The organism is Pantoea sp. X-Soil-OKNW-556, from assembly GCF_059730695.1.
On the sequence record NZ_AP035990.1, the window covers coordinates 1,154,338 to 1,169,134 of the forward strand.

General features: G+C 57.3%; 14 protein-coding genes. 5 read left to right on the forward strand and 9 right to left on the reverse strand.

The window, feature by feature from the left end:
- Positions 1–101: 101 nt before the first annotated feature.
- Positions 102–1,856: a bifunctional UDP-sugar hydrolase/5'-nucleotidase UshA gene (gene ushA / locus AC6I8T_RS05180; RefSeq protein WP_497833557.1), complete on the forward strand. Its 1,755-nt coding sequence runs from the start codon at positions 102–104 to the stop codon at positions 1,854–1,856.
- A gap of 77 nt (positions 1,857–1,933) precedes the next feature.
- Here the strand turns inward: ushA and AC6I8T_RS05185 are convergent, their stop codons facing one another.
- A complete protein-coding gene (locus tag AC6I8T_RS05185; RefSeq protein WP_208724977.1) occupies positions 1,934–2,368 on the reverse strand; it encodes a multidrug/biocide efflux PACE transporter in 435 nt (144 codons plus the stop codon).
- 90 nt (positions 2,369–2,458) lie between these two features.
- On the opposite strand from AC6I8T_RS05185, the gene AC6I8T_RS05190 reads away from it, so the two are divergent.
- Positions 2,459–3,328 carry a LysR family transcriptional regulator gene (locus tag AC6I8T_RS05190; protein ID WP_497833558.1) on the forward strand — a complete coding sequence of 290 codons (870 nt, stop codon included), beginning with the start codon at positions 2,459–2,461 and terminating at the stop codon, positions 3,326–3,328.
- Here AC6I8T_RS05190 and ybaK read toward each other — a convergent pair.
- From ybaK to copA, 3 genes are all read right to left on the reverse strand, one after another.
- Complete coding sequence (gene ybaK / locus AC6I8T_RS05195; RefSeq protein ID WP_013508182.1) at positions 3,325–3,804, reverse strand: Cys-tRNA(Pro)/Cys-tRNA(Cys) deacylase YbaK; 480 nt, start codon at positions 3,802–3,804, stop codon at positions 3,325–3,327. The two genes, AC6I8T_RS05190 and ybaK, sit on opposite strands and share 4 nt — an antisense overlap.
- Before the next feature lie 171 nt (positions 3,805–3,975).
- Positions 3,976–4,779, reverse strand: coding sequence for a TraB/GumN family protein (locus AC6I8T_RS05200; protein ID WP_208724978.1), 804 nt, complete (start codon positions 4,777–4,779; stop codon positions 3,976–3,978).
- A 68-nt stretch (positions 4,780–4,847) separates the two neighbouring features.
- The gene (gene copA / locus AC6I8T_RS05205) at positions 4,848–7,355 is read right to left on the reverse strand and encodes a copper-exporting P-type ATPase CopA (protein ID WP_497833559.1); all 2,508 of its coding nucleotides are present in this window, start codon (positions 7,353–7,355) and stop codon (positions 4,848–4,850) included.
- Positions 7,356–7,451: 96 nt separating this feature from the next.
- On the opposite strand from copA, the gene cueR reads away from it, so the two are divergent.
- Positions 7,452–7,868 carry a Cu(I)-responsive transcriptional regulator gene (cueR, locus tag AC6I8T_RS05210; RefSeq protein WP_021182307.1) on the forward strand — a complete coding sequence of 139 codons (417 nt, stop codon included), beginning with the start codon at positions 7,452–7,454 and terminating at the stop codon, positions 7,866–7,868.
- Here cueR and AC6I8T_RS05215 read toward each other — a convergent pair.
- The 5 genes from AC6I8T_RS05215 to tesA all read right to left on the reverse strand — a co-directional run bounded on the left by AC6I8T_RS05215 (position 7,844) and on the right by tesA (position 11,647).
- Positions 7,844–8,302: an NfeD family protein gene (locus AC6I8T_RS05215; RefSeq protein ID WP_208725496.1), complete on the reverse strand. Its 459-nt coding sequence runs from the start codon at positions 8,300–8,302 to the stop codon at positions 7,844–7,846. The two genes, cueR and AC6I8T_RS05215, sit on opposite strands and share 25 nt — an antisense overlap.
- Positions 8,302–9,216, reverse strand: coding sequence for an SPFH domain-containing protein (locus tag AC6I8T_RS05220; RefSeq protein ID WP_208724980.1), 915 nt, complete (start codon positions 9,214–9,216; stop codon positions 8,302–8,304). The genes AC6I8T_RS05215 and AC6I8T_RS05220 overlap by 1 nt, the downstream gene beginning before the upstream one ends.
- A gap of 65 nt (positions 9,217–9,281) precedes the next feature.
- On the reverse strand, positions 9,282–10,136 hold the full coding sequence (locus tag AC6I8T_RS05225) for a thioredoxin family protein (protein WP_021182309.1): 855 nt from the start codon (positions 10,134–10,136) through the stop codon (positions 9,282–9,284).
- Positions 10,137–10,215: 79 nt separating this feature from the next.
- A complete protein-coding gene (locus tag AC6I8T_RS05230) occupies positions 10,216–10,989 on the reverse strand; it encodes an SDR family oxidoreductase (protein WP_021182310.1) in 774 nt (257 codons plus the stop codon).
- A gap of 31 nt (positions 10,990–11,020) precedes the next feature.
- Positions 11,021–11,647: a multifunctional acyl-CoA thioesterase I/protease I/lysophospholipase L1 gene (gene tesA, locus AC6I8T_RS05235; RefSeq protein WP_200864645.1), complete on the reverse strand. Its 627-nt coding sequence runs from the start codon at positions 11,645–11,647 to the stop codon at positions 11,021–11,023.
- Between tesA and ybbA the strand changes: the two genes are divergently transcribed.
- Together ybbA and ybbP are read left to right on the forward strand one after the other, a co-directional pair.
- Complete coding sequence (gene ybbA, locus AC6I8T_RS05240) at positions 11,615–12,301, forward strand: putative ABC transporter ATP-binding protein YbbA (RefSeq protein ID WP_036624740.1); 687 nt, start codon at positions 11,615–11,617, stop codon at positions 12,299–12,301. The genes tesA and ybbA overlap by 33 nt on opposite strands.
- Complete coding sequence (gene ybbP, locus AC6I8T_RS05245) at positions 12,298–14,715, forward strand: putative ABC transporter permease subunit YbbP (RefSeq protein WP_497833560.1); 2,418 nt, start codon at positions 12,298–12,300, stop codon at positions 14,713–14,715. The genes ybbA and ybbP overlap by 4 nt, the downstream gene beginning before the upstream one ends.
- The last annotated feature ends 82 nt before the right edge of the window (positions 14,716–14,797 follow it).

Sequence of the window (14,797 nt, forward strand, 5' to 3'; positions counted from 1 at the left end):
CCTTTCATCTTGAGTTAAAGTGCGATCTGTGCGACACAGAAGGGCGATAAAGCACATAAAGTCCACTGGTTAGTGGAAAAACGCAGAATAAGGAGATCGGCTTGTTGTTAATTCCGCGCAAAAGCCATTGGCTGGCATTGATTATCCTGTTGCTGCCGGTACTGGCACAGGCATGGCAGCCCGACCGCAGCTACCGTCTTACTATCCTGCATACCAACGATCAGCATGGTCATTTCTGGCCCAACGCGCAGGGCGAGTATGGTCTGGCCGCGCAGAAAACCCTGATGGATACGCAACGTTATGATGCGCAATCAAAAGGAAGCGGTGTGCTGATCCTTTCCGGCGGTGACGTTAACACCGGTGTGCCGGAGTCGGATTTGCTTGATGCGGAACCCGATATTCGCGGCATGAACCTGGTGGGCTATGATGCGATGGCGCTGGGTAACCATGAATTTGATAAACCGTTCAGCGTGCTGCAAAAGCAGCAGAAATGGGCCAAATTTCCCTTTCTTTCCGCCAATATTTACGCAAAATCCAGCGGCCAACGGCTGTTCAAGCCTTGGGCGGTCTTTACCCGGATGGGGCTGAAAGTTGCCGTAATCGGCCTGACCACGCCCGACACCCTGCGTATCGCCAATCCGGCCAATATGGCAACTATCGAGATTCGAGATCCGGTCACTGAAACCGAAAAAGCGGTGGCTGAGTTACGTGCCAGCGTCAAGCCGGACGTGATTATTCTTCTCACCCACATGGGCCATTACGACGACGGTCAGCATGGCAGCAATGCGCCGGGCGATGTCGAGCTGGCGCGCAGCTTGCCGCCTGGCACCGTGAACCTGATCGTCGGCGGCCATTCACACGATGCGGTGTGCATGGAGAAAGAGAACGTCAGCGTGAAAAATTATCAGCCAGGCCAGCCCTGCCAGCCGGACCGCCAGAATGGTGTGTGGATCGTACAAGCGAAAGAGTGGGGTAAATTCGTCGGGCGCGGTGATTTTACCTTCCGCAACGGTGAGCTGGCGCTGGATAGCTACCAACTGATCCCGGTCAATCTGAAGCATAAGATCAAGAATGCGGATGGCAGCGAGTCCTGGCTGACCTGGCAGCAGGAGATCCCACCGAATCCGGCGATGATGAAACTGCTGACCCCCTTCCAGAAACGCGCAGAAGCCAAACTGGATGTGCCGGTCGGCAGCAGCGACGGTGTCTTTGTTGGCGAGCGGGACAAGGTGCGTTTTGAGCAAACTAACCTCGGCCAGTTAATTCTGCGTGCGCAGATGGCCGCCACCAAAGCAGATTTTGCGGTGATGAGTGGTGGTGGGATTCGTACTTCACTGCCGCAAGGGGCGATCAGCTGGCGCGATGTGTTGCAGGTGCAGCCCTTCAGCAATCAGGTGGTGTCCGTCACCCTGACCGGTAATCAATTGCTGACGTATCTGGCAACCGTTGCCAATATTAAAACCGATGCCGGTGGCTTTGCGCAGTTTGCCAATATCAGCCTGGTGGCGGATGGTAGCGATGTCAGTGAGGTGAAGATCAACGGTGAGCCATTACAGAAGGATAAAACCTATCGCATGGCGACCAACAGCTTCAACGCTACCGGCGGCGATGGTTATCCGCGCATTGATAACCTCGCAGGTTATACCAACACCGGGTTGCGCGATGCGGATGTGTTGCGCGGCTGGGTGAGCCAGCATTCACCGTTGAAAGTGAGTGACTACGCTCCGGGAGAGGGGATTGTGCACCTGACCGCGGAGCAGAAACAGCAACGGGATAGCGCGCCGGAGAAACCCAGGAAGCGCAGCTATCCGAAGACGGTGCTGGCATGGATACTGCCGCATGCGGTGGAAAACTAAAGCATCATTGCGCGATAAACGTGCCGCTACCTTACCGGGCTCGCATTTGTAGCGGCGCGAATTATCGCGCGGGTTTCTCACGCCTGGCACGCTTTGCGCGTGAGCCAGCGCTGACGCAGAATATCCCACAGCCAGTTATACGCGACGGTGTAGGGCAGGAAGAACAGGAAAAACGCCACTTCCACCATCAACGCCTGCAACAACGTGATACTGAGCATCCAGGCAGCAATCGGTAAACCAATCACAATAAAACCGCCCTCAAAACCCAGCGCGTGCAGTACGCGCAGGCCAGCGCCTCGCTGCACCCGATCCCGTGGGTACAGGCGATCAAATCCGGCGTTATAAATCATGTTCCACAGCATGGCGACGGTCGACAGCATGATCGCCAACAGCCCCATTTCAAACAGCGGCTTATCCATTACCCAGGCGGCTAACGGGGAAACAGTCAAAATCGCCAGAATTTCAAAGCCAGCAGCGTGGAAAAAACGTTCTTTCAAAGAACGGGTACGCATAAAAACCTCCTGATTCATTACAGGACGCATTTTCTCACTTGTCGAAATTAAGATAAAATGAACACCTATCGATAAAAGCGATGGATAACTATGAAATACTCCCCGGAATCCCTTGAGGCTTTTGTGCAGACCGTCGCCAGCGGGTCATTCTCTGCGGCGGCACGGGCGTTGGGCAAAAGTCAGTCCACCATCAGTAGCGCGGTGGCGAATCTCGAAGACGATTTAGGCTTTATGTTGTTTGATCGGCAGGGACGTCAGCCGGTATTAACCGAGCAGGGACAGCGAGCACTGGCGCAGGTGCAGCAGATCCTGGCGGCCAGCCAGCGGCTGGATGAGCTGGCGGTGCGGCTGTCGCAGGGGGTCGAGCCGCGCCTCAGTCTGGCGATCTCCGATTTCTGGCAGGCGGAATATCATGAAACGCTGCTGAAGCGTTTTGAAGCGCGCTATCCGGATATCGAATTTGAATGCATGATCGCCGAAGATGCCGACGTGCTGGACCTGCTACAGGCCGGACGCGTGCATCTTGGGGTGGTGCGCGCTCAGCCCTCATTACCGCCAGATATCGCGGTGGCACGCTTACAGGTGGAGGCGCAGATGGCGATTTATCTGCATCAGGACCAGGCGTTGGCCCAGCAGAAACAGGTTACCGAAGCGCAACTCGGGGCGTTGCGTCAGTTGCGGCTCAATACCTGGGTGGAGACGCGTGACCCGATGCCAGCGGGCCGGGTGTGGTCGGCACCGTCTTATCTGTTATTACTGGAGATGGCGGAGCAGGGATTTGGCTGGAGCGTGTTGCCGCGCTGGCTGGTGCAGCAGTTTGGTCATCAGGTGTTGAAGGAGTTGCCGGTGCCAGGCTGGCCGCAGCATATTGCGGTGGAAGCGGTCTGGTCGACGCGTAATCCACCGGGACCCGCCGGGCGCTGGATGATCGATCAACTTTGCGCCCAGCAGCCTGATTAATCGCGGCGCGCCACATCGGCCAGGGGGGCATCCAGCAAACGCGCCAGATCCTGTGCCGCCAGTTCGATATCCAGCCCGCGTTTACCGCCGGAGATAAAGATGGTGGCAAATTCCGCCGCTTGTTGATCAATCACCGTGGGCAGGCGTTTTTTCTGCCCCAGCGGGCTGATGCCGCCCACCAGATACCCGGTGACGCGCTGTGCCAGCAGCGGGTCAGCCATATCGGCTTTTTTCGCCCCCAGCGCTTTGGCGACTTTCTTCAAATCGAGCTGACTGGACACCGGCGTAACCGCTACTGCCAGGTGTTTCGCATCGCCATTCAGCGCCACCAGCAGCGTTTTGAATACCTGTCGAGCATCGAGATTCAGTTTTCGCACCGCTTCGTCGCCAAAGTTGGTTTCATGGCTGTCATGATCATACGGATGCAGAGTAAAGGTGACTTTTTGTTTTTCCAGCAGTTTTACAGCGGGCGTCATTTTTCGATCCTTGCTAAGGAAAATCTTATTTCAGAAACGGCGAATAGTACTGGCGAAATTCTGAACTTTGCGCGAGAATTGGCCCGCGCCAGCCAGCAATGGCTGTGTGATAACCAAAATCATAAACAAATTCCTCTTTGACGGGCCGATAGTAATATCGGCCTTCTTTTTTTAGCGCGCCTTTAACAGGCCCGGTAAATTATCATCCCCGTAAAGATGCAACGCCCCCACGGCCACCACATAACGTCCCGGCGGTAATGCCAGCAACAATTCGCGCCAGTGCTGATTGCGGTTGCGCATCAAGGTGTCATTCAATTCATTGCTGAAGGTGGTGGGTAGCGCGACCGGCTGCTGCTTCGGCGGTGCATCCAGCCACCAGCTGATCATGGTTTGCAGCAAACGCGCGTTGGTGTGCCAGTGTTCCAGCGTATCCAGCAACAAGGGCAGGCCATTCTCCGGCAGCGACTTCAGCAGTGCGATTTGTGTATCCGGTCCTTCCAGCTCAATCACCGGTTTATGGGTCGCTTTGGCAGCCTGCAACAGTTGATAATCGATGCCATATTGTGGTCGCAACCCGAGGCGCTGTGCCTGCTGCGCTTGCAACATCAGGGCAATCTGCCACATCGGCAAGTTGTCAAACATCATTACCGACAGCATCAGCTCATCGCAGAGCGCGGTTAGCCTGGTCAGTGTCTCGCTGTCGAGGCGTTCTGCCAGCGGCGGCAGATTTTCTCCTTCGGCAAAGGGGGAACCGCCTTGGGTGATGTCCGCTTCAACGATCAGCGCGTCGGCTTTCGCCAGTTGGCGCAACAAACGTGCCGGCAACGGCTGCATATCGCGTGTACCCATATGAATGCTGCCGACCAGGTGTAGCTGGCGATTGCCCAACTGAATATCCATCGCGGGCCAGGCGTAGCTGGCCGGAAAAAGTCGCGATGCCAGCTGTGTTACGCATTGCCACAGGCTGCGTCTCATTCCCTGTCCTTTTTAAGTCAAAAATCCATGCTAGCGATTTCATCGCGCGAAAAACAGGGCAGGGCTTGCTATTCGTGTACCGGTGGCTTAAACCGCAACAGACGATTAGCATTACTCACCACCGTGATGGAGGAGAGCGCCATCGCCGCTCCCGCCACAATCGGGCTAAGCAGCATGCCGGTAAACGGATAAAGCACACCTGCGGCAATTGGAATGCCAAAGCTGTTGTAAATAAATGCACCCAGCAGGTTCTGCCGCATATTACGCAGCGTGGCGCGGGAAATCGCCAGCGCATCCACCACGCAGTGCAGGTCATTACGCATCAGCGTCATGGCGGCGGTTTCAACCGCCACATCGCTACCGCCACCCATAGCAATACCAACATCTGCCTGGGCCAGCGCCGGAGCATCATTGATGCCATCACCGACCATCACCACTTTGCGCCCCTGTTGTTGCAACTGCTCGATGGCTTGTGCTTTGCCTTCTGGCAGCACCCCGGCGATCACGTCGTCGATACCGGCTTCAGCAGCGATTGCGCGTGCGGTTTTTTCATGGTCACCGGTCAGCATCATCAGCTGAAACCCCAACTGATGCAGGCGTTGCAGCGCCGCGCGGCTCTCCGGACGCAGGTTGTCACGTAGCGCGATCAACCCCAGCAGTTGCCTGTCATCGGCCAGCAGCACTGGCGTGGCACCCAGCGCCGCCAGACGTTCAATATCTTCACGGGCGGGTGTGCAATCCACTTGTTGGGCTTCCATCAACGCCAGGTTGCCGAGCAGCAATGTTCTGCCTGCCACTGTAGCGCTCACGCCCTTACCGCGTATTGTACGAAATTGCTCAACATCAACGGCAGGCAGATCCGGCACTGCCGCGATAATTGCGGTTGCCAGTGGATGGCTGGAACCCTGTTCCAGCTGGGCGGCAGCGTGCAGTACCTGCTGACGATCCCAGTCGCTATACAACAACACATCGCTCACCTGCGGCGTGCCCTGGGTCAGGGTGCCGGTTTTATCAAATACCAGGGTGTCAACTTCACTGGCGCGCTGGAGTGCATCCGCATCACGCACCAGCACGCCAAGTTCTGCGGCACGTCCGACGCCAGCAATCACCGACATTGGCGTTGCCAGACCAAGAGCGCAAGGACAGGCGATAATCAGCACCGTAGTGACAATCACCAACGTATAAGCCAACTGCGGTTGCGGTCCGGCCAGATACCACACCAGGCCACTTAACAGCGCAATCGCCACCACCACCGGCACAAACACGGCGGAGATGCGGTCGGCGAGACGTCCGATATCGGGCTTACTGCTTTGCGCCTGACGGACCAGATTGATGATGCGTGCCAGCGTGGTATGGCTGCCGGTGGCGCGCGCGACAAAGCGCAACGTGCCATCCTGGAGCAGCGTACCAGCAAAGACTTTATCTCCGGCCTGTTTAGTTTGCGGCACCGCTTCGCCGGTCAGCATCGCTTCGTCGCACCAGCCTTCGCCGCTTTCCACTTCGCCATCAACCGGGATACGGTCGCCGGTGACCAGTTTAATCACCATACCAGGCTGCACATCGCTGAGCGGTATCAGGGTTTCACCCTGGTCGGTAATGACGCGAGCCTGCGCTGGGGTTAAGTCCAGCAAACGTTCCAGCGCCTGTGAGGCTCGCTGCCTTGCGCGTTGTTCCAGCGCATGACCGAGGTTGATCAGACCAATAATCATCACGCTGGCTTCAAAATAGAGATGCCGGGCCTGATGCGGGAAAAATTGTGGCCAGAGCGCGACGCTCATTGAGTAGAGCCAGGCGGCACCGGTTCCGAGCGCCACCAACGTATCCATGGTGGCGGTACCGTGGCGCAGGCTACGCCAGGCGCTGCGGTAGAAATGGCCACCGGCAATCACCATCACCAACAGGGTGATCACGCCCAGTGAGCGCCATAAGGCGATATTGCTGTCGCTGAGCATCATATTGTCGCCCAGCATGCCCCAGATCATCATGGGTATGCCGAGCAACAATGCCAGCGCGGATTGCCAGCCAAAGCGGCGCATCGCCTGGCGGGCACTGACCTGCTGGCGTTCCCGGCGAGTTTGCTCATCTTCGATGATTTCTGCCGAATAGCCCGCCTGATCGACAGCGCCAATTAACGCCGCGGGTTGCGCATCACCCAATACCAACGCGCTGCGCTCACCCAGGTTAACGCGTGCCTGGCTGACGCCAGGTACCTTTTGCAATGCCTGCTCGACACGACTCACACAGCTGGCGCAGCTCATGCCGCCAATCAGCAGGTGGTGGACGGGCAGGGTGTCATCTGCCGGTTGCGATCGTTCCTCCGTTGTCAGCGCCTCCGGCTGCGGCTCTGATGCTGTCAACGGTTCAGACTTTGGGCTGTCTTTCAGTGCTGCGTGGTAACCCGCCTGTTCTACGGTCGCGATCAGATCGCTGGCGCTGGCAGCACCGGTGACACGCGCTTCCTGTTGGGTAACTTCAGCCTGTTCAACATCGCTGCGCTGTTCCAGCGCTTCTTTGACACGTTTGACGCAGTGGCCGCAGGAGAGGCCGTCCAGCGCCAGCAACTGTGTGTGTGACATATTTAACTCCTTATGCGTTCAGGTTTGACTGCATGCAGACTTTGCATTAGTTATAAAGCCTAAACCTTCCATTCAGGGGAAGGTCAAGGGGATCACATGAACATTAGCGATGTTGCCAAAAAAACCGGGCTGACCAGCAAAGCGATTCGTTTCTATGAAGAGAAGGGTGTCGTCACGCCACCGCTGCGCAGTGAAAATGGTTATCGTAGTTACAATCCACACCATATTGATGAACTCAATCTGTTGCGTCAGGCGCGTCAGGTGGGGTTCACTCTCGACGAATGTCGCGAGCTGGTGACGTTGTTTAACGATCCTGCCCGCCACAGCGCCGACGTAAAAGCGCGCACTTTGCAGAAAGCGGATGAGATCGCGGCGCATATTGAAGAATTACACGCCATGCGGGCGCGCTTACTGGCGTTGGCGGAAGCCTGTCCTGGCGATGATGGCGCGGAGTGCCCCATCATCAACCACCTGGCGGGCTGCTGCCATCAGACAGCCGGAAAGCGAGGCTGAATCATCAGCGTAATGCCAACTACGCCAGTGACGATGACCTGGGTACCGGCGGGCAGATCGCTCTCTGCCTGCACGCGCCAACTGCTGTCGCCAATGCGCACATGGCCGGTGCCGTCTTTCAGGGCGTTTTCCAGCGTAAAGTGTTGGCCGATAAGTTGCGTACCACGCTGATTCAGGCTATTGGGTTGTTGCGAGGCTTCGCGATAACGCATCCAGCGATACCAGAAATAGACACACAGCAGGGTTAACACCGCAAACAACAGGCCCTGGCTGGTCCACGAGAAGGGAAAAAACCACTCGATCAGGCCAACCAGCACCGCTGCCAGCCCGCTCCATAGCAGATAGCCGCTGGTGCCAAGCATTTCAGCCGCCAGCAGCAGGCCGCCCAGCGTCAGCCAGAACCAGTGCGGGTGGGCAATCAGCTCCATCAGGATCACGGTTTGCGCTCCCGGCCACTCTCTTTCAGCAGCTCGCTAACTCCGGCTATCGAGCCAAGCAGGCTGGTGGCATCCAGTGGCATCATCACCACTTTGCTGTTATTGGCCTGGCCAATTTTCTGCAACGCATCGGTATATTTTTGCGCCACGAAGTAGTTCACGGCCTGAATATCCCCGGCGGCGATGGCTTCAGATACCATGCGCGTTGCATTAGCCTCTGCCTGCGCCTCACGCTCTCGCGCTTCGGCATGCAGGAACGCGGCGGTTCGCTCCCCTTCAGCTTTCAGGATCTGCGACTGTTTTTCCCCCTCGGCGCGCAGAATCGCAGCCTGCCGCACCCCTTCCGCCGTCAGAATATCGGCGCGTTTGGTCCGTTCGGCTTTCATCTGCGCGTTCATGGCCGCAATCAACTCCTGCGGCGGACGCACATCTCGAATTTCGATACGGGTGATTTTTACACCCCAGGGATTGGTCGCTTCATCGACAATATGCAGCAGACGGGTATTGATGTTATCGCGCTGCGACAGCATTTCATCCAACTCCATGCCGCCTAATACGGTACGAATGTTGGTCATGGTGAGATTGAGAATTGCCAGCTCCAGGTTGCTGACTTCATACGCTGTGCGCGCTGCGTCGATCACCTGAAGGAAGCAGACGGCGTCGATGGTGACGTTGGCATTATCTTTTGAGATGACTTCCTGAGAGGGGATATCAAGGACGCGCTCCATCATGTTGACCTTGCGGCCAATGCGATCCATGAAGGGAACAACTAACGTCAGGCCAGGTTGCAGCGTGCGGGTATAGCGCCCAAAGCGCTCAACCGTCCACTGATAACCCTGTGGCACAATTTTTACTCCGGCCCAAACGGTCACCAACGCGAGTACGATGATGACTGGCATCACGGTCAACATAATAACCTCCAGGTTGTCACTGTTTCGGGCCGAGTCGCTTCGGCCCGATTACTACCCCGTACTGATTAGTACAGCAGCGAATAAAGCTGGCGACGATAACGTGCAGCCAGGGCATCACCAGTGCCGAGTGCGGCCAGAATTTCCTGCAACATTTTACGCACCTGGCCGTCACCGGCGTTGAGATCGCTTTTCAGGAAACCAAATAGCAATTCAAGGGCTTCTTCATTACGACCAACCTGATGCAGCTGTAACGACAGTTTAGCAGCCAGCTCGGCGTTCGCGGGCTCATTCGCCAGTTGCTCCTGCAACAGTTGAATTTCCGGCGTGTCGGCGGCTTTTTTCAGCAGCTCGATTTGCGCTACCAGGCTTTGATAACGGGTGTCCTGATCCTGCAACGGCACCGCATTTAACACCGCTTCCGCTTCATCGCTGCGATTCAGGGTGATCAGAACTTCCGCCAGCAGGAAGCCAATTTCGCTGGCCTGATTACTCAGCTGCCAGGCATCTTTCAACAGCGGCAGAGCCTCCAGCGGTTTGCCTTCTTCCATCAGGGCTATCGCCTGCTGGGCTTTCAGTTCTTCTTCACGCGGCAGCACTTTTTGCAGTAGGGCGCGAATCGCCTCCTCTGGCTGCGGCCCCTGGAAGCCATCGACCGGTTGACCATTCTGGAACAGGTACACCGTCGGGATGGAGCGCAGACCAAATTGAGAAGCCACCATCTGCTCTTTATCGCAATCCAGTTTTGCCAGAATAAACTGACCAGCGTACTCCTGGGCCAGGTGCTCCAGCACCGGCGTCAGTTGCTGGCAGTGCTGGCTGCGATCGGACCAGAAATAAAACAGCACCGGCAGCTGCATGGATTGTTCCAGCGTCTGATGCAGATTGGATTCGTTGATGTCGATAATCAAAGCGTGTGACATGAATACGTCTCTTTGCTGAAAGTGTGTTGAGAATATGGGGGCAAGCTGCCCGGCTTCAAGTTCTAATCAGGCTTGCAGCCTATTTGCTGCGCAAAATGCGATCCAGCATCCAGCCTGGCAGTACTCTTTTTAACAGGCTCATGGTCCAACTCACCAGCGTCACCGGATAACGCAGGCGCGGATGCGCGCTTTCCAGAGCGTGACGCAGCTTTGGCAGGATCGCCTCAGGCGGCAGGGAAAAATGCGCGGCGATGCCGGGATTACGCACCGGTTTGTCGCTTTCCCCCTGATGGACGTTTTCCGTAAAACGGGTATGGATCGGCCCTGGCTCAATCAGGCTGACGCGCACGCCTGTGGTGCGTAATTCCATGCGCAGCGCATCGCTCCAGGCTTCGAGCGCATATTTACTGGCAGCGTAAGCGCCGCGTCCGGGGGTGGAGATCACCCCCAGCACCGAGCTGGTATTAATGATACGTCCACTGCCGCTGGCTTGCAGGGCGGGCAACAGGCGCATGGTCAGTTGATGCGTCCCAAAGAAGTTAGTGGAGAATTGTTGCTCCAGTTGCTGGCGTGACAGGCTGGCGAGCGGTCCATAAATGCCAAAACCGGCGTTGTTGAACAGCCCGTGAAGACGATTTTCTGTCAGCGCAATGACCTGATCCGCTGCGGCATCGACACTGGCCGGATCGTCCAGATCGAGCGTAATGCCGATAAAACCAAGCGCATGCATGCGCGCAACGTCTTCCGCCCGACGGCAGGCGGCAATCACGCGATAACCGCGCATCAGCAGGTCATTGGCGGCCACCAGGCCGATACCGCTGGAGCAGCCGGTGATAAGAATGGTTTTTTGCATAACTTTACCTGTTAAAAATCACGCGCCTGCGTTAATCATGCTTTACTAGCGGAGCCAGTTCCTTCGCCATCACCCCTGCGATAAAGGGCTGTGCATCCGGATTCGGGTGAATACCATCCTGCTGCATCCACTCCGGTTTCAGGTACACCTGCTCCATAAAGAAGGGCACCAGAGGAATGTTGTACTGCTGTGCCAGCTGCGGATAAATCGCGCTAAACGCCTGCGTATAACGACGCCCATAATTTGCCGGTATGCGAATTTGCATCAGCAGCGGCTGCGCTTTTGCCGCCTTTACATCGTCGATAATTTTGCTCAGATCCTGGGCGATATTTTGCGGTGGGAAGCCACGCAAGCCATCGTTACCGCCCAATTCGATTAACACCCAGCGCGGTTGATGCTGTTTTAATAGCGCCGGTAAACGCGCCAGCCCCTGACCGGCGGTATCGCCACTGATGCTGGCGTTGATAATTCTGGGCTGCTGCTGCCACTCTTTGTCGAGCAAACTCGGCCATGCGACGTTCGCGGACATGCGATAACCGGCACTCAGGCTGTCGCCCAGCACCAGCAGAGTATCGGCCGCAGCAAGACGTGACACCAGCAGAAGTAATAACAACAGGAAGGAATAATGCCAGCGGAAAACATTGTTGAAGTTCATCATCTTACTAAGTCCGTCGGTCAGGGAGAGCATCAGCTGACCATCCTTACCGGAGTTGAGCTGGTTGTCAAACCCGCCCAGACCATTGCGCTGATTGGCGAGTCCGGTTCGGGTAAATCTACTCTGCTGGGCATCCTTGCCGGGCTGGACGATGGCAGCAGCGGTGAAGTGCATCTGCTCGGCGAGCCGTTACATAGCATGGACGAGGAGCAGCGTGCGGCGTTGCGCGCGCGGGAAGTCGGTTTTGTCTTTCAATCTTTTATGCTGGTGCCGACGTTGAATGCGCTGGAAAACGTCCAGCTCCCCGCGCTATTGCGTGGCGTCAGCGACCGCGAAAGCCGCGATCAGGCGGTCGAGTTGCTGACGCAGCTCGGTTTGAAAGCGCGGTTGCATCATCTTCCCGCCCAGCTTTCCGGTGGCGAGCAGCAGCGGGTGGCGCTCGCCCGCGCCTTTAATGGTCGTCCTGGCTTGTTGTTTGCTGATGAACCGACTGGCAACCTCGATCGTCAGACCGGCGATCGCATCGCCGATCTGCTGTTCTCCCTCAACCGTGATTTTGCCACCACCCTGATCCTGGTTACCCATGATGAGCAGCTGGCGGCGCGTTGCGATCGTCGTCTGCGGTTGCGTGATGGCAAATTGTGGGAGGAGTCATGATCTGGCGTTGGTTCTGGCGTGAGTGGCGTTCGCCCTCCTTGTTGATCGTTTGGCTGGCGTTGACGCTGGCGGTGGCCTGCGTGCTGGCACTGGGGTCGATCAGCGATCGGATGGAAAAAGGGTTAAGCCAGCAAAGTCGTGATTTTATGGCCGGGGATCGTACTTTGCGCAGTAGCGCGCCGGTGCCGGAAGCCTGGCTGGCTCAGGCGCGGCACGAGGGACTTTCAGTCAGCCCTCAACTGAGTTTTATGACCATGACCTTTGCGCAGGAAACGCCACAGCTGGCGGATGTGAAGGCAGTGGATGACGCGTATCCGATGTTTGGCACTCTGCAAACCGATCCGCCCGGCTTGCGTCCTCGTGCAGGGACGGTGCTGGCAGCCCCCCGATTGTTGGCGTTGTTGAACCTGAAAACCGGCGATCAGATTGACGTGGGCGATACCACGCTGCGTATCGCAGGCGAAGTTATTCAGGAACCTGACGCGGGTTTTAACCCTTTTCAGACCGCACCGCGTCTGCTGATGAACCTGGCGGATGTGGAGAAAACCGGCGCGATCCAGCCCGGCAGCCGGCTGAGCTGGCGCTACAAGTTCTCAGGTGATCCTGCTCCGCTGGCGCGCTACGATAACTGGATCCAGCCGCAGCTCAAGGCGGATCAACGCTGGATTAGCGTGGAAAACTCAGAAGATGCACTGGGGCGATCGATGCAGCGCGCGCAGCAATTTTTGTTGCTCTCCGCCTTGCTGACTTTGCTGCTGGCGATTGCGGCGGTGGCGGTGGCGATGAGCCACTATTGCCGCAGCCGCTATGATCTGGTGGCGGTGCTGAAGACCCTCGGTGCGACGCGTAAGGTGCTGCAACGTTTGATCATCGGTCAGTGGCTGGCGGTATTGCTGATGGCGGCGGTGGCGGGTAGCGTGCTGGGACAGGGCATTGAAATCATCCTGCTGGCGATGTTGAAACCGGTGCTGCCTGCGGCACTTCCGGCGGCCAGTTTCTGGCCGTGGTTGTGGTCGTTGGGGGCGATGTTCGTGATCTCGCTGCTGGTGGGGATGCGTCCTTACCGGTTATTGCTGGCAACCCAGCCATTACGTGTGCTGCGTCGGGATGCGGTGGCGAATGTCTGGCCGTTGCGCGTCTATCTGCCAGTGATGGCGTTGGTGGTGATTGGCCTGCTGGCGTTGTTGATGGGCGGCAGCAAGATGTTGTGGGCGTTGCTGGCGGGTGTGGTGTTGCTGGCGTTGTTGCTGGCGTTACTGGGCTGGGGCACTTTGCTGCTGTTGCGACGTCTGGTGGTGCGTAACCTGGCGCTGCGACTGGCCATCAACCGGCTGTTGCGACAGCCGGCAATGACCCTCAGCCAACTGGCGGCGTTTTCACTCTCCTTTATGTTGCTGGCGTTACTGCTGGTGATGCGCGGCGATCTGCTTGATCGCTGGCAGCAACAGTTGCCACCGGATAGTCCCAACTATTTTCTGCTGAATATGACGCATGAACAGGTGCCACAGGTACGTGATTTCCTGCAATCGCATCAGATCAAAGCGGAGACTTTCTACCCGATTATCCGCGCCCGACTGACGCAGCTCAACGGTAAGGATGCCGATCCGAATATGGATAACGCCTTGAATCGTGAGCTGAATCTGACATGGCAGGCGGAGCGTCCGGACCACAATCCGCTGGTAGCGGGGAGTTGGCCGCCGCGTGTCGGGGAAGTGTCGGTGGAGACTGAGCTGGCGGATCGTCTGGGGGTGAAGCTGGGTGACACCTTAACTTTCAGCGGCGATACCCAGCAGTTCAGCGCCAAAATTACCAGCCTGCGTAAAGTGGATTGGGAGAGTTTGCGGCCCAACTTCTTCTTTATCTTTCCGCCGGGGGCGCTGGATGACCAGCCGCAAACCTGGCTCACCAGTTTCCGTATGGCGAATAACCCTGCCTTGCTGGCGCAGCTCAACCGGGCATTCCCCACCCTGAGTTTGCTGGATATCGGCAGCATGATGCGCCAAATCGGCCAGGTGCTGGCGCAGGTGAGTCAGGCGCTGGAGATTATGGTGGTGTTGGTGACGATCTGTGGCGTGCTGCTGCTGCTGGCGCAGATTCAGGTCGGGATGCGTCAACGACGTCAGGAGCTGGTGGTTTATCGCACGCTGGGTGCCAGCAAACGACTGCTGCGCGGCACCCTGTGGTGTGAGTTTGCCTTGCTCGGCGTGGTATCCGGGGTTGCGGCAGCACTGGGCGCGGAGGCGGCATTGTGGGGGTTGCAGCGCAAAATCTTCGATTTTCCCTGGGAACCGGACTGGAGCCTGTGGCTGGCGCTGCCGATCACCGGGGCGATTTTGCTGTCGTTGTGCGGCGGCTGGCTGGGGGTGCGTTTGCTGAAAGGGAAGGCGTTGTTCAGGCGGTTTGAGGCGGCGTGATCGCCTGGTCGACATGCCTCCTGGTGTAGCGGCGCGATTTATCGCGCGCCTTTGACCTTGACGCAACAGTCAAAATTCGCGC

Coding starts and splice junctions, on each gene's coding strand:
- AC6I8T_RS05185 (WP_208724977.1), bottom strand. CDS start 2,368: ATGCGTACCCGTTCTTTGAAAGAACGTTTTTTCCACGCTGCTGGCTTT.
- AC6I8T_RS05190 (WP_497833558.1), top strand. CDS start 2,459: ATGAAATACTCCCCGGAATCCCTTGAGGCTTTTGTGCAGACCGTCGCC.
- ybaK (WP_013508182.1), bottom strand. CDS start 3,804: ATGACGCCCGCTGTAAAACTGCTGGAAAAACAAAAAGTCACCTTTACT.
- AC6I8T_RS05200 (WP_208724978.1), bottom strand. CDS start 4,779: ATGAGACGCAGCCTGTGGCAATGCGTAACACAGCTGGCATCGCGACTT.
- copA (WP_497833559.1), bottom strand. CDS start 7,355: ATGTCACACACACAGTTGCTGGCGCTGGACGGCCTCTCCTGCGGCCAC.
- cueR (WP_021182307.1), top strand. CDS start 7,452: ATGAACATTAGCGATGTTGCCAAAAAAACCGGGCTGACCAGCAAAGCG.
- AC6I8T_RS05220 (WP_208724980.1), bottom strand. CDS start 9,216: ATGTTGACCGTGATGCCAGTCATCATCGTACTCGCGTTGGTGACCGTT.
- AC6I8T_RS05225 (WP_021182309.1), bottom strand. CDS start 10,136: ATGTCACACGCTTTGATTATCGACATCAACGAATCCAATCTGCATCAG.
- AC6I8T_RS05230 (WP_021182310.1), bottom strand. CDS start 10,989: ATGCAAAAAACCATTCTTATCACCGGCTGCTCCAGCGGTATCGGCCTG.
- ybbA (WP_036624740.1), top strand. CDS start 11,615: ATGCCAGCGGAAAACATTGTTGAAGTTCATCATCTTACTAAGTCCGTC.
- tesA (WP_200864645.1), bottom strand. CDS start 11,647: ATGATGAACTTCAACAATGTTTTCCGCTGGCATTATTCCTTCCTGTTG.
- ybbP (WP_497833560.1), top strand. CDS start 12,298: ATGATCTGGCGTTGGTTCTGGCGTGAGTGGCGTTCGCCCTCCTTGTTG.